Origin of the sequence: Rathayibacter sp. AY1E2 (assembly GCF_002932325.1) — a bacterium.
Classification (GTDB): domain Bacteria; phylum Actinomycetota; class Actinomycetes; order Actinomycetales; family Microbacteriaceae; genus Rathayibacter.
In genome coordinates, this window is record NZ_PSVO01000010.1 from 21,042 (window position 1) to 42,623 (window position 21,582).

Sequence of the window (21,582 nt, forward strand, 5' to 3'; positions counted from 1 at the left end):
CCCGACCAGGAGCACCCATGCGAGCAACACTCATCCACGGCGAGCGCGACATCCGACTCGAGGAGGTCCCCGACCCGCAGCTCTCGACGGGGCGCGACGCGATCGTCCGCGTCACCGCGGCCTGCGTCTGCGGCTCGGACCTCTGGCCCTACCGCGGCGTCACGCCCACCAAGGAGGCGCACCGCATCGGCCACGAGTTCGTCGGCGTCGTCGAGGAGATCGGCGACGACGTGCACGACGTCGCGGTCGGCGACTTCGTGATCGCCCCGTTCTACGTCTGCGACGGCACCTGCGCGAACTGCGCCAACGGCGTCTCCACCTCGTGCCTCACCGGCGGCTGGTGGGGCGCCGAGGTCCGCGAGGAGGGCTTCGCGGACGGCGCCCAGGGCGAGAAGGTGCGCGTGCCCCTCGCCGACGGCACGCTCTTCCGCGTGGGCATCGATCCGGACCCGGCGCTCATCCCCAGCCTGCTCACCCTCGCCGACGTGATGGGGACCGGCCACCACGCCGCGGTCTCGGCCGGCGTCACCGCTGGCTCGACCGTCGCGGTCGTCGGCGACGGCGCGGTCGGCCTCTGCGCCGTCCTGGCGGCCAAGCGCCTCGGCGCGACCACGATCATCGCGATGTCGCGGCACGAGTCGCGGCAGAACCTCGCCCGACGCTTCGGGGCGACCCACATCGTCGAGACCCGCGGCGACGAGGGCGTCGCGCGCGTCCGCGAGCTGACCGGCGGGATCGGCGCCGACTGCGTGCTCGAGTGCGTCGGCACCAAGGAGTCGATGCAGCAGGCCCTCGACTCCGCCCGCCCCGGCGGCATGGTCGGCTACGTCGGCGTCCCCAACGGAGGCCCCGAGCTGCCCGTCCGCCAGATGTTCGGCTCGAACGTGGGCGTCAACGGCGGAGTCGCGCCGGTCCGCGGCTACATGGCCGAGCTGCTGCCGGACGTGCTCAGCGGCGCGATCGAGCCCGGTCTGGTCTTCGACCTCGAGCTGCCCCTCGAGGAGATCGCCGAGGCGTACGCCGCCATGGACGAGCGCCGCGCGATCAAGACCCTCGTGCGTCCGTAATCCCGCGGAGGGGCGCCGGCACGGCCGCGAGGAGTAGCCTCCCGCGCATGACCGCGTCAGCCCGCACCGCCGCGACGGCGCCCCTCTTCCACCCCGACCTCGCGCTCGGCCGCTTCCTCCCGCCGATCGTCCTCGGCCCGCGACTGCTGCGCCTCGCCACGCGACGCGCCGCCGAGGGAGGCGAGGCCCCGCCCGACATCGTGGTCGACGACGTCGAGATCCCCGTCGCCGGAGCCGCTCCCGTCCGGGCCCGCAGCTACCGGCCGCGCATCCTCCGCGGTACCGCTCCCGCGCTCCTCTGGGTGCACGGCGGCGGCATGGTGCTCGGCAGCCACCTCCAGGACGAGGCGTCCTGCATCGACTTCGCCCGCACCCTGGGCATCACGGTCGTCTCCGTCGACTACCGCCTCGCGCCCGCGCATCCGGCCCCGGCTGCCGTCGAGGACGTGCTGGCCGCGTTCGACTGGCTCGTCGAGCACGCGCAGGAGCGCGGCGTCGACCCGGCGCGCATCGCCGTCGGAGGCGCGAGCGCGGGCGGCGGCATCGCCGCGGGTGCGACCCTCCTCGCCCACGACCGCGGAGGAGCGCAGCCCGCGTTCCAGCTGCTCGTCTACCCGATGCTCGACGACCGCACCGTCACCCGGCCCGGTCCTCCTCCGCGCGGAGTCCGCGTCTGGACCCCGGGCAGCAACCGCTTCGGCTGGACCGCCTACCTCGCAGGCGAGCCCGGCGGCCCCGGCGTCACGGCCTACGCCGCCCCCGCCCGCCGCGACGACCTCACGGGCCTCCCGCCGGCCTGGATCGGCGTCGGCGGCCTCGACCTCTTCCACGACGAGGACGTCCGCTACGCCGAGCGCCTGCGCGCGGCCGGAGTGCCGTGCGGGCTCGAGATCGTGGAGGGCGCCTTCCACGGCTTCGACGCCCTGTTCCGCCGGACCGGTGTGGCGAAGCGCTTCTGGGCGGCGCAGGCCGCGGCGCTCGGCGAGGCCCTCGTCGCCTGACCTCCGCGTCGACGCGCCGGGCCGATTCCGTCTCCGGCGCTCGGCACTGCGAGGCTGAGGGGCGACGGCCGCCGCCCGCGCGTCACCCGTGCCGTGCCTGCCGCGCATCCGTCTCCGCCCGCCGCCCCGCCCCGCCCCGTCTCCCGGAGGACCCATGGACATCGACCGCCTCGCCACCCGCTACGAGATCGCCCTGCCCGCCTGGATCGGTGACGCCCTCCGCGACGTCCCCGAGGTCCTCCCGAGCCTCGAGGACCGGATGGCCCTCGTGCACGCGCTCGCCGACCGCAACTTCCGCGAGGGGAACGGCGGCCCGTTCGCGGCGATCGTCGTCGAGCGCGACTCCGGTCGTCTCGTCTCGGTCGGAGTGAACGTCGTCCTCGGCAGCGGGGTCTCGTCCGGCCACGCCGAGGTGACGGCGCTCGGTCTCGCGCAGACCGCGCTCGGCACGTGGGACCTCGGCGGCGAGGGCCTCCCCGCGCACGACCTGGTCGTCAACTGGCGCCCGTGCGTGCAGTGCTACGGAGCGACGATGTGGTCGGGGGTGCGCCGCCTGGTCGTCGCGGGCTCCGGCCCCGAGCTCGAGGAGATCAGCACCTTCGACGAGGGGCCGATGCGCGAGGACTGGGCCGCGCAGTTCGAGGCCCGCGGCATCGAGGTCGTCGACGGCGTGCTCCGCGACGAGGCCCTCGACGTGTTCCGCGCCTACCGCGCCTCCGTCGACTCCGGCGAGGTGCTCGTCTACAACGCCCGCGCCGACTCCTGATACCGCGGCGGGTCCGGTCCTCGCATCGGTTCCGCGCCGGACGCACGGGAGCCCCGCCTCAGCGGGGCCCCGTGCGGTCCTGAGCTGCCGGCCGCTGGAAGCGGTCAGCGGCGGCTCAGCGCCACCAGTCGTCGAACATCGACAGCGGCACCTGGCGCTTGTGCTCGGTCGCGGCGTACCGCGCCTCGATGGCCTCGGCGACGGCCTGGTCGACCTCGCCGCCCTCGAGGTACGTGTCGAGGTCGGCGTAGGTGAGCCCGAGGTTCGTCTCGTCGGTCTGGCCGGGGTTGTCGTCGAGCAGGTCCGCGGTCGGCGCCTTCTCGTAGAGCCGGGCCGGTGCGTCCAGGTGCTCGAGGAGCGAGCGCCCCTGCCGCTTGGTGAGGCCGGTGAGCGGGAGGACGTCGGCGCCGCCGTCGCCGTACTTCGTGAAGAAGCCGGTGACCGCCTCGGCCGCGTGGTCGGTCCCGACGACGAGCATCCCGGCCTGGCCGGCGATCGCGTACTGCGCGATCATCCGCATCCGCGCCTTCACGTTGCCCTTCACGAAATCGCTGATCGGCTCGTCGACCGCGTCGCCGAATGCTGCGGCCACGCCGTCGACGCCCTGGTGGATGTCGAAGACGACCTGGCGGTCCGGGCGGATGAACGTGAGGGCGAGCTGGGCGTCCTCCTCGTCGGCCTGCACCTTGTACGGCAGGCGGACCGCGATGAAGGAGGCGTCGCCGCCGCCCGCGCGGACCTGCTCGACCGCGAGCTGGCAGAGGCGCCCGGCGAGGCTCGAGTCCTGGCCGCCGCTGATGCCGAGGACGAGGCCCTTCGCGCCGGTGCTGCGGAGGTAGTCGGCGAGGAATCCGCTGCGCCGTTCGACCTCGACGGCCGGATCGACGGCGGGGGAGACGTGGAGCTCGGAGATGATCTGCTGTTGGACGTCGCGCACGGCTTCACGCTACTCCGGATGCTCCCCGGCGGCCCCTCCTCGCCGCGGACGCGCAGGCTCCCGACGCCTCCCCGAAACAGGGTCCGCCCGCCGCGTCCGACTGGCGCGGCGCCTACCCGCGCTCGGCGACGATGCGGGCGATGCGCGCCGGGACGGTGTCGTCCTGGAGGCTCGTCACGTCTCCGAGCGGGCGGCCGTCGCGGATGTCGCCGAGCAGCCGCCGCATGATCTTGCCGGAGCGGGTCTTGGGCAGATCCGGCACCACCACCACGTCGCGCGGCTTGGCGATCGGACCGATCGCGACCGCCACGTGGTCGCGCAGGAGCGCCGAGAGCGTCGTGCCGAGCGCGGCCCAGTAGGCCGGGTCCTCCTCGGCGCGGTCGACGGCCTCGTCGGTGGGGATGACGAACGCCGCGATGGCCTGGCCGGTCGTCGCGTCGGCGACTCCGACGACTCCGGCCTCGCCGACGGCCGGATGGGCGACGAGTGCCGACTCGATCTCGATCGTGGACAGGCGGTGCCCGGAGACGTTGATGACGTCGTCGACGCGGCCGAGCACCCAGACGTCGCCGTCGGCGTCGTACTTCGCGCCGTCCCCGGAGAAGAACCACCCCTGGGACGCGTAGCGGGCCCAGTAGGAGTCGCGGTACCGCTCCGGGTCGCCCCACACGGTGCGGGCGAGCGCCGGCCCGGTCCGGTCGACCACGAGGTAGCCGCCGGAGCCGTTCGGCACCCGCTCGCCGTGCTCGTCCACCACGAGGACGCCGAGCCCGGGCAGGGCTCCGAGAGACGAGCCCGGCTTGAGGGTCGAGACGCCCGGCAGCGGGCACATCACCGCGGCGCCGGTCTCGGACTGCCACCAGGTGTCGACGATCGGGCAGCGTCCGCCGCCGATCGCCTCGTGGAACCAGACCCAGGCCTCGGGGTTGATGGACTCGCCGACGGTGCCGAGCAGGCGCAGGCTCGACAGGTCGTACCGGGCGGGCACGCCCTCGGGGAACCAGGTCATCAGCGTCCGGATCAGCGTCGGCGCCGTGTAGTAGACGGTCACCCCGTACCGCTCGATGATCTCGAAGTGCCGGGCCGTGTGCGGGGTGCTCGGGGTGCCCTCGTAGATCACCTGGGTGAGCCCGTTCGAGAGCGGTCCGTAGATCTCGTAGGTATGCGCGGTGACCCAGGCGAGGTCGGCGGTGCACCAGTGCACGTCGTCCGGCTTCGCGTCGAACACCGCCCAGTGCGTCCACGAGGCCTGCGTGAGGTAGCCGCCGCTGGTGTGCACCAGCCCCTTGGGCTTCCCGGTCGTGCCGGAGGTGTAGATGATGAACAGCGGCGTCTCGGAGTCGAAGGCCTCGGCCTCGTGGACGTCGCTCTGCGCGTCGACCAGCTCGTGCCACCAGACGTCGCGGCCCGGGGTCCACGGGACGTCGGTCTCATCGGTGCGGCGGACGACGAGGACGTGCTCGATCGACGCGACGCCCTCGACCGCCCGGTCGGCGCTCGCCTTGACCGGCACCGCCGCTCCGCGCCGGAACTGCCCGTCCGTGGTGACCAGGAGCTTCGCGCCGGTGTCCTCCACGCGGAACCGCACCGCCTCGGCGGAGAAGCCGCCGAAGACGAGCGAGTGGATCGCTCCGATCCGCGCGATCGCGAGCGTGATGACGATGGTCTCGGGGATCACCGGGAGATAGACGACGACGCGGTCGCCCTTCCCGATCCCGAGCGCAATCAGCGCGTTCGCGGCGCGGGAGACCTCGCGCTGGAGCTCGGCGTAGGTGATCGACCGCCGGTCGCCGCGCTCGCCCTCGAAGTGGAGGGCGGTCTTCGCGCCGCGTCCCGCGTCCACGTGGCGGTCGACGCAATTGACGGCCACGTTCAGCCGTCCACCCTCGAACCAGGTCGTGCGCGGCACCGAGAGCGAGCCGTCGGGCAGCGGAGCGGCAGGCTCCCAGCTGTGGGCGGTGTGCCACGGCTCCGCCCACTCGAGGCGGCGGGCCGCCTCCTCCCAGAACGCGACCGGATCGGCGGCGGCTCGCGAGTACTCCTCCTCGCCCGCGTTCGCCTGGGCGGCGAAGGCCGCGGGCGGGGGGAACCGGCGGTGCTCGTCGAGCAGGTTGGCGATCGTCCCGCTCACGCTCGGAGCTCCCTCCCCGGCGCTCACGCCCACTTCCTCACGGCGTAGCGCTGGAACACGCCGACGACGGCATCGGTGAGCTTGCCCAGCACGGCCAGCAGGACGATCGCCAGGAACACCCGGTCGATCCGGCCGTTGTTCTGGCTGTCGATGAGGCGGAAGCCCAGGCCCATCGAGGAGGCGATGAGCTCGGAGGCGACCAGGAACAGCCACGACTGGGCGAGCGCGAGGCGCAGCCCGGAGATCACGGACGGGATCACCGCGGGCAGCTGCACCGTCGTGAAGAGCCGGACGCCCGAGAGGCCGAAGGCGCGGCCGGCCTCGACGAGGTGCCGGTCGACGTGGCCGAGCGCCGTGGCCACCGTGGTGAAGACGGGGAAGAACGCGCCGATCGTGATCAGGGTGATCTTCGACTCCTCGCCGATGCCCATCCAGAGCAGCAGCAGCGGGACCCAGGCCAGCGACGGGACCGCCCGGATCGCGCCGAGCGTCGGTCCGAGGACGACCTCCCAGACGCGGGAGAGCCCGAAGAGCGCGCCGACCACGAGCCCGAGCGCCGAGCCGAGCGCGAACCCGATGAGCACGCGCTGCGTCGAGATGGCGACGTCCTGGCCGAGGTCGCCGCGCTGGGCGAGGTCGACGCCGGCCGCCCAGACCATCGCGGGCGAGGGGAAGACCGCCACCGAGACCATCCCGGTCGTCGTCGCGATCTGCCAGGCGGCGAGCAGCAGCACGGGCAGGATCGCGCCTCCCGCGACCACGAACCACCGTCGCGTGGTGAGCGGGTGGGAGCGGTCCTCGCGGAGGCGGCGCTGGGAGGCCGCGACCGACGGGCCCGCCGTCACGAGTCCGGGCTCACCCGGCATCGGCGCGGACAGCGCGCTCCGCCGCAGCACATCGGCGTCGGTCGCGGTGTCGTCGTCGCGGATCGTCATCGTCGGTCTCCTCGGATCACGGGGTCGGGGGCGGAGGGCCGGACCCTCAGGCGCCGATGGCGCTCGGGTCGGCCGCCGAGGCGTAGGTGTCGTCGAGCAGCGAGTCGAGCGCGTCGTCGACCTGCTGCTGCGAGGCGACGTCGCCGTTCTCGACGAAGATCGGGCCGATCACGGCGAGCACGTCGGTCTGCGCGGAGCCGGGGACGTTGTCGACGTCGAGGTTGCTGCGCTCGGTGATGACCGTCGTCGCCACCGCCACGTCGAGGCCGGCGACGGAGGCGAGGATGCTCGCCGTCTCGTCCTGGTTCTCGAGCGCCCAGGCGCGGGCGTGCTCGTACGCGTTCACGACGGTCTGCGCGAGGTCCGGCTTCTCGGCGAGGAAGCTCTCGGTCGCGTTGAGCAGGCCGTAGGAGTTGAAGTCGACGTTGCGGTAGAGCAGGGTCGCCCCGGCCGCCTCGGCGCCGGCCATGATCGGGTCCAGGCCCGCCCAGGCGTCGACGGAGCCGTTCTGCAGCGCCGCCCAGCCGTCGGCGTGCTGCAGGTTCTGCACCGTCACGTCGCCGATGCCCAGGCCGGCGGCCTCGAGCGCCTGCACCAGGAAGAAGTACGGGTCGGTGCCCTTGGTGGCCGCGATCTGCTTGCCCTTGAGCTGCTCGACCGACGTGATCGCCGAGCCGGCGGGGACGACGAGGGCCGACCACTCCGGCTGCGAGAAGATGTCGATCGTCCTGATCGGCGAGCCGTTCGAGCGGGCGAGCAGTGCGGCCGAGCCGGCGGTGGAGCCGACGTCGATCGCTCCGGCGCGCAGGGCCTCGTTGGCCTTGTTGGAGCCGGCCGACTGCACCCAGGCGACGGTGACCTGCTGCTCGGCGAGGGCGGCCTCGAGCCAGCCCTTCTCCTTGATGACCAGGCTCAGCGGGTTGTACGTCGCGAAGTCGAGCGTGAGCGTGCCGCCCTGAGTTCCTCCGGAGGCGGCGTCGGCGGTCGCGGCCGCCGCTCCTCCTCCGCCCTCGCCCTGCACGCAGCCCGCGAGGAGCGGGACGGCGGCGGCGGTGAGCAGACCGGCGAGAGCGGTGCGGCGGGTGAGCGGGGAGCTGGTGAACGACATGGGGGCCTCGGCTTCGGGGATGCGGTGACAGCGAGTGTGGACGCTGCAGGGGAGGGGCGGTGCGGGGAGGTGCTCGTGCGGTGGAGAGCGGGAGGAGGAGGCGGCTGGGGAGGGAGGTCGTGCCGCCCGGACCGTGCCGCCCGGCTGGAGGGATGCGGGTCGATCCGCCCGAGGTCAGTGCCGCTCGATGCCCAGCCCCGCGAGGAGCTCGGCCCGGTGCTCGGCGAGCTCCGCCGAGCCGCGGTCGCGCGGCCGCGCTCCGGGGACGGCGACGATCCGCTGGATGCGCGAGACGCCTCCAGGCTCGTCGCGCCCGAGGAGCACGATGCGGTCGGCCAGCTGGAGGGCCTCGTCGACGTCGTGGGTGACGAGCAGGATCGTCGCCGGAGCCGCCGCGTGCACGTCGAGCAGCAGGTCCTGCATCCGCAGGCGGGTCAGCGCGTCGAGCGCCCCGAAGGGCTCGTCCAGGAGGAGCACGCCGGGGTTCCGGGCGAGGGCGCGGGCGAGGGAGGCGCGCTGGGCCATCCCTCCGGACACCTCGCGGGGCCGCGAGCGGGCGTGCGCGGTGAGGCCGACCAGCGAGAGCAGCTCGTCGACGGCGGCGCGGGCGGCCGGGCGCGGGGTGCCGCGCGGCAGGCCGAGCGCGACGTTGTCGGCGATGCTCCGCCAGGGCAGCAGCCGCGGCTCCTGGAACGCCACCGCGCAGCGCGGGTCGATGCCGGAGACGGGGGCGCCGTCGATGAGGACGGACCCCTCGGAGGCGGTGTCCAGGCCCGCCGCGATGCGCAGCAGCGTCGACTTGCCGCAGCCGCTCGGGCCGAGGATCGCGATGACCTCGCCCGCGGCGGCCTCGAGCGTCACGTCCGTCAGTACGGGGGACCCGGGCGCGAAGGTGCGGCCGACCCTCTCGAAGCGCACGGGGAACGCCGACTGGCCGAGCTCGGCGTCGAAGGCCAGGCTCGTGCGGGCGGCGGGGGTGGCGGGCATGTCTCTCCGGGCAGCGGGACGGGCGGGCGGATCGTCCGATCGTACGGAGAGGCTCCCGGCGGCACAGCGGGGACCGACACGGGGAGTAACACAGGGGGTGGGACGCGGAAGGCCTCCCCGGTCCGCGGACGGGGGAGGCCTTCCGCCGGAGGGCTACGCCTGGACGAGCACGAGCTCCTCGAGGGGCAGGCGGGTGCGCGGCGCGGTCTCGCGCTCGCGGAGGGTCTCGTTCGCCAGCGCGTCGGCGTCGGCCGCGACTCCCACCGCGGCGATCGTCACCGGGTCGAAGCGCTCGTCGACGCCGAACGCGGCGCGGACGGCGTCCTTGTCGAAGCCGGCCATCTGGTGCACGTGCAGGCCCTCGTGGTGCGCCTGGACGCTGAGGTGGGCGATCGACTGGCCGAGGTCGTAGACGGCCCAGGGGCGCGGCTTCCCCTCGGAGTCGACGGTCTCGGCGAGCGCGACGACCAGGACGGCGGCGGAGCCGGCCCAGGCGCCGTTGAAGCCGGCGAGCGTCGCGACGATGCGGTCGAACTCGTCGGTTCCGCGGCGGGCGACGATGAAGCGCCACGGCTGCGAGTTGCTGGCGGACGGGGACCAGCGCGCGGCCTCGAGGAGGGACGCGAGGGTCTCGTCGGAGACGGTCGCGGACGCGTCGTAGGAGCGGGGGCTCCAGCGCTCCGCGAGGACGTCGAGGATCGGGGCGCTGGTGCTGGCGGTGCGGGAGGCGGTGGCGGACATCGCGGGGCTTCTTCCGTGCGGGGGACTGGGGGAGGGGCTCCGTCGCCCGTGGAGCCCAACCGTCCCCGCCCCGCGGGCATTCCCGCGCGTGCACGGCAGGCGCCCGTGCGCGCGTTCGCCCACGGAGGAGCGGGCCGCCTCCGAGCCCCGGAACGGTACGGTGGGAGACGGCGTGGTCACCCCGCGCACCACCATCCACGACTCTGGAGGATCATCCATGGCCCAGCACTTCGACGTCGTCGTCCTGGGGGCAGGCCCCGGCGGATACGTGGCCGCGATCCGCGCCGCCCAGCTCGGCAAGTCCGTCGCCGTCGTCGAGAAGCAGTACTGGGGCGGTGTCTGCCTCAACGTCGGCTGCATCCCGTCCAAGGCGCTGCTGCGCAACGCGGAGCTCGCCCACCTCTTCCACACCCAGGCGAAGCAGTTCGGCATCTCGGGCGACGTCTCGTTCGACTTCGGCGCGGCGTTCGACCGCAGCCGCTCGGTCGCGGACGGCCGCACCAAGGGCGTCCACTTCCTGATGAAGAAGAACAAGATCGCCGAGTTCGACGGCGTCGGCTCCTTCACCGGCCCGCAGGGCCTCGACGTGCAGCTGAGCAAGGGCGGCACGGAGTCGCTGACCTTCGACGACGCGATCATCGCGACCGGCGCGAGCGTCCGCCTCCTCCCCGGCGTCGAGCTCTCCGAGAACGTCGTCACCTACGAGACCCAGATCATGACCCGCGAGCTCCCCGACACGATGGCCATCGTGGGCGCGGGCGCGATCGGCATGGAGTTCGCCTACGTCCTCAAGAACTACGGCGTCGACGTGACGATCATCGAGTTCATGGACCGCGCCCTCCCCAACGAGGACCCGGACGTCTCCAAGGAGATCCAGAAGCAGTACAAGAAGCTCGGCGTCGAGATCCTGACCTCGACCAAGGTCGAGTCGGTCGTCGACAAGGACGGCTACGTCACGGTCACCTACACCGCGAAGGACGGCACGCAGTCGACCCTCGAGGTCGACAAGGTGCTCATGTCGATCGGCTGGGTCCCCCGCACCGAGGGCTTCGGCCTCGAGAAGACGGGCGTCGAGCTCACCGAGCGCGGCGCGATCGCGATCGACGACCACATGCGCACCAACGTGCCGCACATCTACGCCATCGGCGACGTCACCGCGAAGCTCCAGCTCGCGCACGTCGCGGAGGCGCAGGGCGTCGTCGCCGCCGAGACCCTCGCCGGCGCCGAGACCCAGACCCTGGGCGACTACCGGATGATGCCGCGCGCGACGTTCTGCCAGCCGCAGATCGCCTCCTTCGGCCTCACCGAGAAGCAGGCGACGGACGAGGGACACGAGATCACCGTCTCGACCTTCCCCTTCATGGCGAACGGCAAGGCCCACGGCCTCGGCGAGCCCACCGGCTTCGTGAAGCTCGTCGCGAGCAAGAAGTACGGCGAGCTCCTCGGCGCCCACATGATCGGCCCGGACGTCTCGGAGCTGCTCCCCGAGCTCACGCTCGCCCAGAAGTGGGACCTCACCGCGACCGAGCTGGCCCGCAACGTGCACACCCACCCGACGCTGTCGGAGGCGCTGCAGGAGGGCTTCCACGGCCTCAAGGGGCACATGATCAACATGTAGGGCTCGTCCCTCCACGGCCTCCGGCCCGCAGGATCCCGCTCGGCTCGTCCGCGGCGGATCCGGCGGGCCTGAGCCGTCTCCGGGGGTGCCCGCCGGGCTCCGGCGCCGCTCCCGCTACCGTGGGCCGATGGATCCGCGCCTGCTCGACCGCCTCGCCGCCGACGCCTGGCCCGCGCTCGTGCGGCGCCCCCTCGGCGCGTGGGAGCTGCGCGCCTCCGCAGGAGTCACCAAGCGCGCGAACTCGGTGCTCGCGTCCGGCGACGTCGTCGACCAGGAGGCGGCCCTCGACACGGCGGAGGCGTTCGCCCGCGAGCACGGGATCGCACCCCTCGTGCAGATCGGCCCGCCGAGCCCCGCCGGTCTGACCGGGCTGCTCGCCGAGCGGGGCGCCGCGCCGATCGACCGGACGCTCGTGCTGACCGGATCGGTGCAGGAGGCGCTCGCCGCCCTGCCCGCGACGTCGAGGCCCGCGCCGCCGATATCCGCGCCGCGGCCTCGCGTCCGGCTCGCCCCGGCTCCCGACGAGGACTGGCTCGCCCTCTGGTGGTCGGTGGACGGTCGGGGTGGAGCGGAGGAGCGTGCGGTCGCCGAGCGCATCCTCGCGGGCTGCCCCTCCTCCTACGCTCTCGCCGTCGACGGCGACGGCCCGGCCGCGACCGGCCGCCTCGCGGTCGTCACGGCGCCGGACGGCGAGCTCTGGGGCGGCCTCTTCGCCCTGGCGACCCGGCCGGACGCCCGGCGCCGCGGGCTCGCCTCCGCCGTGATCCGCGCCCTCCTCGAGGACGCGTCCGGCCGGGGTGTCGCGCGCTTCTGGCTCCAGGTGCTCGCCGAGAACGCCTGCGCCCGCCGCCTCTACGCGTCCCTCGGCTGCCGCGAGTCGTCCTGGTACGAGTACTGGCGCTGACCCGCTCGTGGAGGAGGAGAGAGGCGCCGCGGGTCAGGCGTTCGCGAGCACGGCGCGGGCGACGGCCTCGGCCTTCGCCGCGTCGCCGGTGACGGTCACGCGCCACCACACGTCGTCGGCCAGCGCGTCGATCTCGCAGACGCCCGCCGCGCAGCCGGTGAGGGCCTTCTCGCCGAAGCCGTCGAGCGGCTCGAGCGGGATCGCCAGGCCCGAGGTCAGCGAGAGGTTCCGCCAGCCGTCGTCGCCGTTCGGGAGCGCGTCGACCGTCACGCCCGAGTAGGCGGCGCTGGAGGCGTCGCTCCAGCTGCAGGAGGCGTATCCGGCCCGGGCGGCGGCAGCGGCCGACGCGGTGGTCGGCGTCCCGGTCCCCGTCCCCGCGGTCGCCTGCGCGAGACCGGCGGCACCGGACAGCTGCTCGGCCGTCAGGACCTCGGTGCAGACGGGCGCCGTCGCGGTGACCGGCTCGTCGAGGGTGCCGAGCGCGGCGGAGACGGTGCCGGTCGCCAGCGCGGCGAGGTCGACGGCCGCGGGGGCGCCGCGCAGCTGCAGCGTCACCCAGGTGGCGCCGGCGAGCAGGTCCAGGTCGCAGCTGCCGTCGGTGCAGGAGCCGTAGGCCTCGACGGCGGTCTCGAGGCGCGGGCCCGGACGGCCGGCGAACGCCGCGGCGGCGGCGTCGACCGCCGCCGCGGTGATCGAGGCGTCCTCGTCGTACCAGGCGCAGCGGAGCACTCCGCCGTTCTCCTCCGCGGCCTCGCGGATCAACTCGCCCGAGGAGCGCGTCGTCACCTCGCGGCTGCCCTCGAGAGCGCTGCGGGAGACCCCCAGCGCCGAGGCCGCCCGTGTGGCGGGGAGGAGGGAGTCGCAGCCCAGGCGGGTCGAGGCCGTGGGCGAGGGCGTCGGAGTCGCGGAGGGAGTCGGAGCGGCGGTCTCGGACGCCGACGGGGTGGCCGCGACGTCCGAGCGCTCGGCCGTCGTGCAGCCCGTCAGCGCGACGAGAACGGCGAGCGCGGCGCCGACTGTCGCCAGGCGCGGGAGGCGGGCCCTCACGCGGCCAGCTCGCGCTCGATCGCGGCCGTGAACGCGTCGATGTCGTCCTCCGTCGTGTCGAAGGAGCAGACCCAGCGGACCTCGCCGGTCGCCGGGTTCCAGTCGTAGAAGCGGTAGGCGGTGCGGAGCCGGTCCGCGACTCCGGGCGGCAGCGTCGCGAACACCGCGTTGGCCTGGGTCTGCTGCGTGAACTCGAGCCCGGTGATCCGGCCGGCGGCGATCGCCTCCTCGAGCCCCGAGCGCAGGCGCGCCGCCATGGCGTTCGCGTGCCGGGCCGAGCGGAGCCACAGGGGCTCCTCCTCGCCGCCGTCGCCGAGCAGGGCGAGCAGCTGCGCCGAGATGAAGCGCATCTTGGAGGAGAGCTGCATGTTGGTCTTGCGGAGGAAGGTCAGCCCGGTCGAGGCCGCGGGGTCGAGCACGACGATCGCCTCGCCGAGCAGGATGCCGTTCTTGGTGCCGCCGAACGAGAGCACGTCGACGCCCGCGTCGGTCGTGAAGGAGCGCAGGGGCAGGCCGAGGGCGGCCGCGGCGTTCGCGATGCGCGCCCCGTCCATGTGCAGCCGCATGCCGAGGCCGTGCGCGTGGTCAGCGAGCGCGCGCACCTCCTCGGGGGTGTAGACGGTGCCGAGCTCGGAGGACTGGGTGATCGAGACCACGAGCGGCTGGGCGCGGTGCTCGTCGCCGAAGCCCCACGCCTCCTGGTCGACCAGCGCCGGGGTCAGCTTGCCGTCGGGCGTGGGGACCGTGAGGATCTTGATCCCGCCGACCTTCTCCGGCGCTCCGCCCTCGTCGGAGGTGATGTGCGCGGTGCCCGCCGAGACGACGGCGCCCCACCGCGGCAGCATCGACTGCAGGCCGGTGACGTTGGCGCCCGTGCCGTTGAAGACGGGGAAGGCCTGGGCCTGCTCGCCGAACTCGCGGCGGAACGCCTCCTGCAGACGCTCGGTGTAGACGTCCTCGCCGTAGGCGATCTGGTGCGCTCCGTTGGCCGCGGCGATCGCGGCGAGGACCTCGTCGTGCACTCCGGAGTAGTTGTCGGAGGCGAAGCCGCGGACGTCGGGATCGTGCAGAGCGCTCATCCCTCCATCTTCGCAGCCCGCCACCCGGAGGAGCCCCGGAGGCGCCCTCCGAGACACCCCTCCTGCCTCCCGCATGTTTCGGGCAGGTGAACGGACGACGACCCGAAAGCCGATCTCCGTCAAGAAGTTGGTATCGGCTGGGAGGCAGGCCACTCTTGACGTATGCGCATGGACACGACGGGAGCCGTCCGCGACATGCCCGCCCCTCCCGGGGTGGACGAGATCGCGGCTCGCTTCGGCGATCCCGTCCTCGCGTTCGCGCCCCAGCCGAGGCTGGAGGAGTTCGCCGCGGCGCAGACGATGGCGCTCGGCCGCTTCGTCGAGATCTCGCTCTCGTACTCGTTCTACAAGAACCCGCGCAACCGCGCCGACCCCGTCAACCACGTCCCGCTGACCCCCGAGCAGAAGCGCGCGATCGAGCGCGCCGAGAACGACCACCTGCCGCCGTGGATGGTCGACCAGGTGACGCGGATGCGGTACCCGGTGCTCTGGGAGGCGGTCCGCACCTCCGTGCCGATCCCGGCCGAGCGCAGCCGGCCCCTGGAGTCCCGCCTCGCGGCCCACATGGGCGACGTGCTCCGCAACACCTTCCCGGGCCGTGTGCGCAGCCGCCGCGGCGGGATGCCGGTGGTCGCGGCCGCTCTCCGCGACGAGGACGTCGTGCGCGGCGTGCCGGTGATCGTCGACGGGGAGGCGCTGCGCGGCTACCGGGTGGACACCGACCCGGACGTGGTCGCGATCGGCGCCCGCGTCGACGGCCGCTACATGACGGTCGTGCTCGACCGGAAGATCGTGCCGGAGATCCGGATGGAGTTCGTCCGCCGCACCCCGCCGCGCCCGGCCTCGAGCCAGCCCCGGCGCTGACCGCCCGGCCGACCACTCAGGGGCGCCCCGGTACCGCGATCCCGTGCTCGTAGGCGAACACGACCGCCTGGATCCGGTCGCGCACGCCGAGCTTCATCAGGATCTTCGAGACGTGCGTCTTCACGGTCGCCTCGCCCACGAACAGCTCGGCCGCGATCTCGGCGTTCGACCAGCCCCGCGCCAGGTGCACGAGCACCTCCCGCTCGCGGTCCGTCAGGTCGGCCACTCCGGAGTGCTCGGCCGCGGCCGGCGTGTGCTCGGGCACGGACGCGAACCGCTCGATCACGCGCCGGGTGACGTCGGGGGCGAGCATCGCGTCGCCGCGGGCGACCACCTGCACGGCCTCGACCAGCTCCTCCGGCGACGCGTTCTTGAGCAGGAACCCGCTGGCGCCGGCCGAGAGCGCCTCGAAGAGGTAGTCGTCGCGGTCGAAGGTGGTGAGGATGAGCACCCGCGAGCACAGGCGCGGGTCGGCCACGATCTCGCGGGTCGCGGCCAGGCCGTCGAGGCCGGGCATCTGCACGTCCATGCAGATCACGTCGGGGCGCAGCTCGGAGGCGCGCTGCAGGGCCTCGAGCCCGGTGCGGGCCTCGCCGACCACCTCGATCCCGGGCTCCGACTCGAGGATGATGCGGAAGCCCACGCGGACGAGCTCCTGGTCGTCGACGAGCAGCACGCGCACGTGCTCGGTCATGGGCGGCCCCCGCTCGCTCGCTCCTGACGCCCCCGCGACGTCTCCGACGACGGTACCGGGTCGCCGGCGTCCGGCACGCTCGCCCGGACGGGGGACAGCGGCACCCGGGCGTGCACGAGGTAGCCTCCGCCCCTCGGCCCCATCTCGATCCAGCCGCCGACCGCGGCCGCGCGCTCGCTCATGCCGGTGTGCCCCAGTCCGCAGGAGGCGGGAGCGCTCGGGTGCGGGCCGGACCCGCCGTCGTCGGCGATCTCGAGCTCGACCGCGTCGGGGGCGTAGCGGAGGCGCACCTCGGCGTGCGCGCCGCGCCCTGCGTGCTTGCGGACGTTCGTAAGCGACTCCTGCGCGATGCGGTAGAGGCTGAGCCCCACCGTCGCGGGGATCTCGCGGGGCGTGCCGAGGGTGAGGAAGACGGTGGGCAGGCCCGACCCGCTGGACGCCGCGACCAGCTCCTCGAGCTGGGCCACGCCGCGGGTGGACGCGGCGTCGGTGAGCGGATTCGGGACCGCGTCCTCGGCGCGCAGCGCGACCAGGATGCGGTGCAGCTCCTCGATCGCCGAGCGCGCGTCGCCCTCGATGGCGCTGAGCGATGCCGCCGCCCGCTCCGGATCCCGCGCCAGCACCCGCCGCGCCGCTCCCGCCTGCACGCCCATCACGCTGACGTGGTGCGCGACCACGTCGTGCAGCTCGCGCGCGATCCGCAGCCGCTCGGAGGACACGGCCTGCCGCGAGGAGCGCTCCCGCTCGTCGTCGAGCTCGGCCGTGCGCGTCTCGAGCGCCTCCAGCCGGCGGGCCGACTGCCACGACGCCTCGCCGAAGACGTAGGCGCTGCCGAAGTAGAGCAGGTTCGACACGACCGCGAGGGCCGACTCCGCCGCGTAGGGCGAGAGCAGCCCGGGGGAGTCGTCGACCGGCACGGAGCTGCCGAAGTACTCGCCCGTGGCGAGGGTGGTGAGCAGCCAGCCCAGCATCCCGACCGCGATCGCCACTCGGACGACGAGCGCCGTGCGCCGGTTCCGGCCCCACGCGCCGACCGTGTAGAGCGCGAGGAACAGGCAGATCTGGCCGAAGAGCGACTCCGGAACCTGGAGCACGATCCCGAGCGCGTAGACGACGGAGAGCCCGGCCGCCACGCTCGCGGGGAACCGGCGGCGCAGCGCGAGGGGAAGGGTCATCAGGACGGCCCAGTGGGCGCTGACGACGGGGTGCGCCGCGTCCGGGAAGCCCGCCGAGGAGTACAGCGCGACGGAGACGATCGTCGCCACCAGCAGGATCCCCGCGGTGACCGCATCGCGCACGTATCCGGCCCGGCTCGGCGCTCGCCGGATCCAGCCCGCGTCGAGCGGGTCCGCGGCTCCGTCACCTGAGGGCATGCGCCCCACGCTAACCGACGCCGGTCGGACGGGGCCCCGGGAGGCGGAGGAGCGCACCCCGCCGCCTCCCGGGCGCGACGTCAGTCCCGGCCGGTGATGCCCCGGGTCGAGGCGATGACGTCGCCCATCTTCTTCCCGAGGGCCTCGTAGAACATCGACAGCGGGAACTCGTCGTCCAGCACCGCGTCGGTGAGGCCGCGCGGGGCGCCGAGCAGCACCTCGTCCGGGAGCCCGCGGGCCCAGGCGGAGGCGGGGTGCGGAGTGAGAGTGGCCGCGATCAGCTCGTGCGCGGCCAGCCAGTGCGCCGTCTTCGGCCGGTCGATCGAGCGCCAGTAGAGCTCGTCGATCGCGTCCGAGAGAGCGACGACCACGTCGGCGACGCCGTCCCACTCGAACGCCAGCCGGGTGTCGGTCCAGTGCAGGACGCCGTGCTGGTGCAGCCAGGCGAAGAGCAGCTGGCCGCCGAGGCCGTCGTAGTTGCGCACCCGCGACCCGGTGAGCGGGAAGCGGAAGAGCCGGTCGAACAGGATCGCGTACTGCACGAAGCGCGAGCGCTCGGCCAGCGCCTCCTCCTCGTCGTCGCGGCGGTCGAGCGCGCCGAGGCGGCGCTCGATGGCGACGGCCTCGCGGAAGGCGGTGAGATCGCACCGCAGCTCCTCCAGCGAGTAGAGGAAGAAGGGCATCCGCTGCTTGATCATGAACGGGTCGAACGGCAGGTCGCCGCGCATGTGGGTGCGGTCGTGGATGAGGTCCCACATCACGAAGGACTCCTCCGCCAGGCGCTGGTCGGCCAGCAGGCGCTGCGCGTCCTCCGGGAGCTCGAGACGGGTGATCCGGGCCGCCTCCGTGACGACGCGGCGGAACCGGGCCGCCTCGCGGTCGGCGAAGATCGCGCCCCAGGTGAAGGACGGGACGGAGCGCATCGCGACCGTCTCGGGGAACAGCACGGCGCTGTCGGTGTCGTAGCCGGCGGTGAAGTCGACGAAGCGCACGGGCACGAAGAGGGCGTTGGAGTAGTCGCCCGCCTCCAGCTCGGCGACGAACCGCGGCCAGACGACCTCGACGAGGACGGCCTCGACGTGGCGGTCGCGGCTGCCGTTCTGGGTGTACATGGGGAAGACGACGAGGTGGCGGCGGCCGTCGACGCGCTCGAGCTGCGGCTGGAACGCGGTGAGCGAATCGAGGAAGTCGGGCAGGCCGAGGCCGCCGGCGCTCCAGCGCTCGAGGTCGACGACCAGCGCGTCGAGGTACGCGGCGTCGTGCGGGAACGCGGGGGCGAGGGTGCGGACGCCGGCGACGATCCGCTCGACGAGGGTGCGCGCCTCCTCGAGCCTCTCGGGCTCGGCGAGCGAGCCGTCCTGGGACTGGAGCGGCTGCAGCTCGGCGGCGGCCGCCTTCAGGTCGAGCCAGGCGGCGGAGTCCTCCACGCGGTCCTCGACGACCTCGGGTTCTCCGACGACGGTGCTCTGCACGGCTTGCGACATGGTGATCCTCCTCACGCTGGTGATACGGGGCTGCAGGAGCGGAACGCGCTCCGACTCCGAGCGTATGGGCTCGTGCGCGCGCTTTTCTTGCGTCTCGACGGAGCGAAGCGGCGATCTCGCGGGGGCGGACGCACGTCTCCGCCGCCCCTCGGAGGCCCCGCGGTCAGCGGTTGCCCAGGTGTTGTGCAGGTGCCACCCCCCGTCCGGGGCTAGATTCCTCACCGCTTCCGTTTCCCTCCCCTGATCGGGTCGAAGATGGGGCGACACCGTGTCCGCATCCCGAGTGCGGAGACATCCGATCGGACAGGCGCGCCGAACACCCTGGCGGCGCGCTCGATCGGCGAGCCATCCTGAGAGAGAGGATCGGAGCGCGTGACGGGACCCGAACCCGGAAGCGACCAGAGAACAGCCAGCATCGACCACCACCCCGAGAACCTCCGCCTGCTCCCCTGGCCGCAGGCGGACGCCTCCGTCCTGCGCGACACCCTCGCGCACGCGGGCGGCGGACTCGAGAGCGAGAGCGAGATCCTCGCGCGCCACGACCGCTACCTGCGCGGTTGGGCGGACGGCGACGCGTTCTTCTACGTGGTCGAGCTGGACGGACTCTCCGTCGGCTCCATCGGCTATTGGTACGGCTGCTCGCGCGGCGTCGTCGCCTACGAGGCGGCATGGAGCATCGCTCCGCACGCCCGCGGCATCACCGCGGACTCCGTGCGGATGCTGCTCGAGGAGGCGGCGGCGTTCCCCGTGCCACGCTTCGTGCACGCCTTCGTGGCGGAGAGCGACCTGGACGCCGGCGCGACCTGCGTCGAGGCCGGCTTCGACCGGATCGACCTCGTCGAGCAGGGCGAGCCGCCGGAGCTCTACGTGGACTGGGCGTTCGACCTGGCCGCCGTGGCCTGATCAGATCCCGTGGCGCTCCAGCCACGGCCGCAGCACCGCGAGGAACTCCTCCGGGTGCTCGAGGCCGGGCAGGTGCGCCGCGTCCTCGAGCACGTGCAGCTCGGCACCGCTCACCTCGGCGGCGAGGTGCTCGCACACCGGCAGCGACTCCGACAGGTCGTGCGCGCCCGCCACGACGAGGGTCGGCACGGCGATCTCCCCGAGCCGCTCGCCCGCCGGCCCGGAGGGCTCGATCGGGCGGGGGGCCTCCTCCTCGTGGCCGACGCCCGTGAGCGCGAGCTCCCGGACCCGCGCGAGGAACTCCGGAGCGACGTCGTCCGCGGAGCGGTCGGGACCCACGGCCCAGAGCTCCGCCTCGACGATCGCCGCGGCCTCCCGCTCGCCCGCGAGCTCCAGCGCCTCGACCTCCCCGAAGCGGCGCTCCTCCTCCGCCGTCAGCGCGGGGTAGTCGAAGCCCGCCAGGCCCGGCGCGATCACGACCAGGCCGGTCACCCGCTCCGGATGCTCGAGCGCCAGGTCGAGCGCGAGCGTTCCGCCCCGCGAGCAGCCGATGACCACCGCGCGCTCGACGCCGAGGTGGTCGAGCACGTCCAGGGCGTCCCGGCGCGGGTCGTACTCCACGTCCTCCGTGCTCGTTCCGCCCGCGCCGCGGACGTCGTAGCGGACCACCAGCCGGTCGCGCGAGAGGTCGGGGACGAGCGGGTCCCACATCCGCAGGTCGGCGATCCCCGCGTGCACGAGCAGCAGGGCGGGAGCGGAGACGTGGCCGTCCGCCTCCCAGTGGAGGCTCGCGCCGGGGACCTCGAGATGCGGCATGCCGCACACCGTAGGCGCGTCGCGCCGGCGCTGCAACGCCCGGCCACTGCCTAGGGTGGAGGCGCGACAGCGGACGGGCCGCGGCGGGGAGGCGGCGGCGTGGAGGGCGTGCTCACCGGCTTCTCGATCATCGGGGTCGTCATCGCGGTCGGCTACCTGATCGCTCGGTTCCGGATCGTCCCGCCCGAGAGCCGGCTGATCCTGTCGCGGATCGCCTTCTTCGTCACGACGCCGGCGCTGCTGTTCACCGTGCTGTCACGGGCCGACGTCTCCGTCCTCTTCTCCTCGTTCCTGCTCGTCTCGCTCCTGACGGTGCTGACCGTCGCCCTGCTCTACGTGCTGGCCTCGCGGCTGCTCTTCCCCCGCCCGCTGCCGGAGACGGTGATCGGGACCGCGGCCTCCTCCTACGTCAACGCCAACAACATCGGACTGCCGGTCGCCATCTACGTGCTGGGCGATCCGCAGTGGGTGGCCCCGACGCTCCTCCTGCAGCTGATCGTCCTCGCGCCGACGATCCTGACGCTGCTCGACGTCTCGACGAGCGGGCGGACCTCGGTCGGCGCGATCCTCACGCAGCCGCTGCGGAACCCGATGATCATCGCCTCCGCCCTCGGCCTCGTCGTCGCCCTCACCGGCGTGGAGCTTCCCGCGCCCGTGCTGCAGCCGTTCTCGATCATCGGCAACGCGTCGATCCCGCTGGTGCTGATCGCCTTCGGGATGTCGCTGCGCGGGCAGCGGCCGCTGGAGGCGGGGCCGGCGCGGGTCGAGGTGGTCGTCGCCTCCGTGCTCAAGTCGCTGGTGATGCCGGCGGTCGCGCTGCTGCTGGGGCGCTTCGCGTTCCACCTCGACTCCGAGCACCTCTTCGTGGTGACGGTGACCGCCGCGCTGCCGACCGCGCAGAACATCTTCACCTTCGCCTCGCGCTACGACCGGGGCGTCGCCGTCGCCCGCGACACGGCCCTCGTGACCACGGTCGCCGCGGTGCCCGTGCTCATCGGGGTGTCCCTCCTGCTGGGCTGAGCGGAGCAGCATCCCCGCCTCCCGCTCGGTCCCGGCGGAGGCGCCGGACGGCCCGCGCATCCGCGTCGCGTGTCCCTCGTCCTGGGACGGGGCCGGTGGCGCGGGCC

Annotated in this window: 20 protein-coding genes; 8 read left to right on the plus strand and 12 right to left on the minus strand. The window is 73.6% G+C overall.

What is annotated here, in order from left to right; translation table 11 throughout:
* Positions 1-17: 17 nt before the first annotated feature.
* From C5C49_RS09175 to C5C49_RS09185, 3 genes are all read left to right on the plus strand, one after another.
* On the plus strand, positions 18-1,067 hold the full coding sequence (locus C5C49_RS09175) for a zinc-dependent alcohol dehydrogenase family protein (RefSeq protein ID WP_104222823.1): 1,050 nt from the start codon (positions 18-20) through the stop codon (positions 1,065-1,067).
* 47 nt (positions 1,068-1,114) lie between these two features.
* On the plus strand, positions 1,115-2,068 hold the full coding sequence (locus C5C49_RS09180; RefSeq protein ID WP_104346011.1) for an alpha/beta hydrolase: 954 nt from the start codon (positions 1,115-1,117) through the stop codon (positions 2,066-2,068).
* Positions 2,069-2,222: 154 nt separating this feature from the next.
* A complete protein-coding gene (locus C5C49_RS09185; RefSeq protein ID WP_181027247.1) occupies positions 2,223-2,834 on the plus strand; it encodes a nucleoside deaminase in 612 nt (203 codons plus the stop codon).
* Positions 2,835-2,949: 115 nt separating this feature from the next.
* Here C5C49_RS09185 and nadE read toward each other — a convergent pair whose 3' ends face one another.
* The 6 genes from nadE to C5C49_RS09215 all read right to left on the minus strand — a co-directional run bounded on the left by nadE (position 2,950) and on the right by C5C49_RS09215 (position 9,673).
* A complete protein-coding gene (nadE, locus tag C5C49_RS09190) occupies positions 2,950-3,771 on the minus strand; it encodes an ammonia-dependent NAD(+) synthetase (protein WP_104346012.1) in 822 nt (273 codons plus the stop codon).
* 112 nt (positions 3,772-3,883) lie between these two features.
* A complete protein-coding gene (acs, locus tag C5C49_RS09195) occupies positions 3,884-5,902 on the minus strand; it encodes an acetate--CoA ligase (RefSeq protein ID WP_104346046.1) in 2,019 nt (672 codons plus the stop codon).
* A 23-nt stretch (positions 5,903-5,925) separates the two neighbouring features.
* Positions 5,926-6,837 carry an ABC transporter permease gene (locus C5C49_RS09200; protein ID WP_244229541.1) on the minus strand — a complete coding sequence of 304 codons (912 nt, stop codon included), beginning with the start codon at positions 6,835-6,837 and terminating at the stop codon, positions 5,926-5,928.
* Between the two features lie 46 nt (positions 6,838-6,883).
* Entirely contained in the window at positions 6,884-7,945 is a 1,062-nt protein-coding gene (locus C5C49_RS09205; protein WP_104250694.1) for an aliphatic sulfonate ABC transporter substrate-binding protein, read from the minus strand.
* Positions 7,946-8,119: 174 nt separating this feature from the next.
* Positions 8,120-8,932 carry an ABC transporter ATP-binding protein gene (locus C5C49_RS09210; protein ID WP_104346013.1) on the minus strand — a complete coding sequence of 271 codons (813 nt, stop codon included), beginning with the start codon at positions 8,930-8,932 and terminating at the stop codon, positions 8,120-8,122.
* Between the two features lie 153 nt (positions 8,933-9,085).
* Entirely contained in the window at positions 9,086-9,673 is a 588-nt protein-coding gene (locus C5C49_RS09215; RefSeq protein ID WP_104222819.1) for a nitroreductase family protein, read from the minus strand.
* Between the two features lie 217 nt (positions 9,674-9,890).
* Between C5C49_RS09215 and lpdA the strand changes: the two genes are divergently transcribed.
* Together lpdA and C5C49_RS09225 are read left to right on the plus strand one after the other, a co-directional pair.
* Positions 9,891-11,291 carry a dihydrolipoyl dehydrogenase gene (gene lpdA / locus C5C49_RS09220; RefSeq protein ID WP_104346014.1) on the plus strand — a complete coding sequence of 467 codons (1,401 nt, stop codon included), beginning with the start codon at positions 9,891-9,893 and terminating at the stop codon, positions 11,289-11,291.
* Between the two features lie 127 nt (positions 11,292-11,418).
* A complete protein-coding gene (locus tag C5C49_RS09225) occupies positions 11,419-12,195 on the plus strand; it encodes a GNAT family N-acetyltransferase (RefSeq protein ID WP_104346047.1) in 777 nt (258 codons plus the stop codon).
* A gap of 33 nt (positions 12,196-12,228) precedes the next feature.
* Here the strand turns inward: C5C49_RS09225 and C5C49_RS09230 are convergent, their stop codons facing one another.
* Entirely contained in the window at positions 12,229-13,242 is a 1,014-nt protein-coding gene (locus C5C49_RS09230; protein WP_104346015.1) for a hypothetical protein, read from the minus strand.
* A complete protein-coding gene (locus C5C49_RS09235; protein ID WP_104256598.1) occupies positions 13,239-14,321 on the minus strand; it encodes a low specificity L-threonine aldolase in 1,083 nt (360 codons plus the stop codon). Before C5C49_RS09235 ends, C5C49_RS09230 begins: the two co-directional genes overlap by 4 nt.
* A gap of 168 nt (positions 14,322-14,489) precedes the next feature.
* Between C5C49_RS09235 and C5C49_RS09240 the strand changes: the two genes are divergently transcribed.
* Positions 14,490-15,185 (plus strand): hypothetical protein, encoded by a 696-nt coding sequence (locus tag C5C49_RS09240; protein ID WP_104239200.1) that lies wholly within the window; start codon positions 14,490-14,492, stop codon positions 15,183-15,185.
* 16 nt (positions 15,186-15,201) lie between these two features.
* Here the strand turns inward: C5C49_RS09240 and C5C49_RS09245 are convergent, their stop codons facing one another.
* From C5C49_RS09245 to C5C49_RS09255, 3 genes are all read right to left on the minus strand, one after another.
* A complete protein-coding gene (locus tag C5C49_RS09245; RefSeq protein WP_104250690.1) occupies positions 15,202-15,879 on the minus strand; it encodes a response regulator transcription factor in 678 nt (225 codons plus the stop codon).
* Complete coding sequence (locus C5C49_RS09250) at positions 15,876-17,252, minus strand: sensor histidine kinase (protein ID WP_104346016.1); 1,377 nt, start codon at positions 17,250-17,252, stop codon at positions 15,876-15,878. The genes C5C49_RS09245 and C5C49_RS09250 overlap by 4 nt, the downstream gene beginning before the upstream one ends.
* A gap of 80 nt (positions 17,253-17,332) precedes the next feature.
* Positions 17,333-18,736 carry a DUF6421 family protein gene (locus C5C49_RS09255; RefSeq protein WP_104346017.1) on the minus strand — a complete coding sequence of 468 codons (1,404 nt, stop codon included), beginning with the start codon at positions 18,734-18,736 and terminating at the stop codon, positions 17,333-17,335.
* A 372-nt stretch (positions 18,737-19,108) separates the two neighbouring features.
* Here C5C49_RS09255 and C5C49_RS09260 point away from each other — a divergent pair, with 372 nt between their 5' ends.
* Positions 19,109-19,639 carry a GNAT family N-acetyltransferase gene (locus C5C49_RS09260; protein ID WP_104346018.1) on the plus strand — a complete coding sequence of 177 codons (531 nt, stop codon included), beginning with the start codon at positions 19,109-19,111 and terminating at the stop codon, positions 19,637-19,639.
* Here the strand turns inward: C5C49_RS09260 and C5C49_RS09265 are convergent, their stop codons facing one another.
* The gene (locus C5C49_RS09265) at positions 19,640-20,455 is read right to left on the minus strand and encodes an alpha/beta fold hydrolase (RefSeq protein WP_104346019.1); all 816 of its coding nucleotides are present in this window, start codon (positions 20,453-20,455) and stop codon (positions 19,640-19,642) included. It abuts the gene before it with no gap.
* Positions 20,456-20,554: 99 nt separating this feature from the next.
* Between C5C49_RS09265 and C5C49_RS09270 the strand changes: the two genes are divergently transcribed.
* Positions 20,555-21,475 (plus strand): AEC family transporter, encoded by a 921-nt coding sequence (locus tag C5C49_RS09270; RefSeq protein WP_104222809.1) that lies wholly within the window; start codon positions 20,555-20,557, stop codon positions 21,473-21,475.
* The last annotated feature ends 107 nt before the right edge of the window (positions 21,476-21,582 follow it).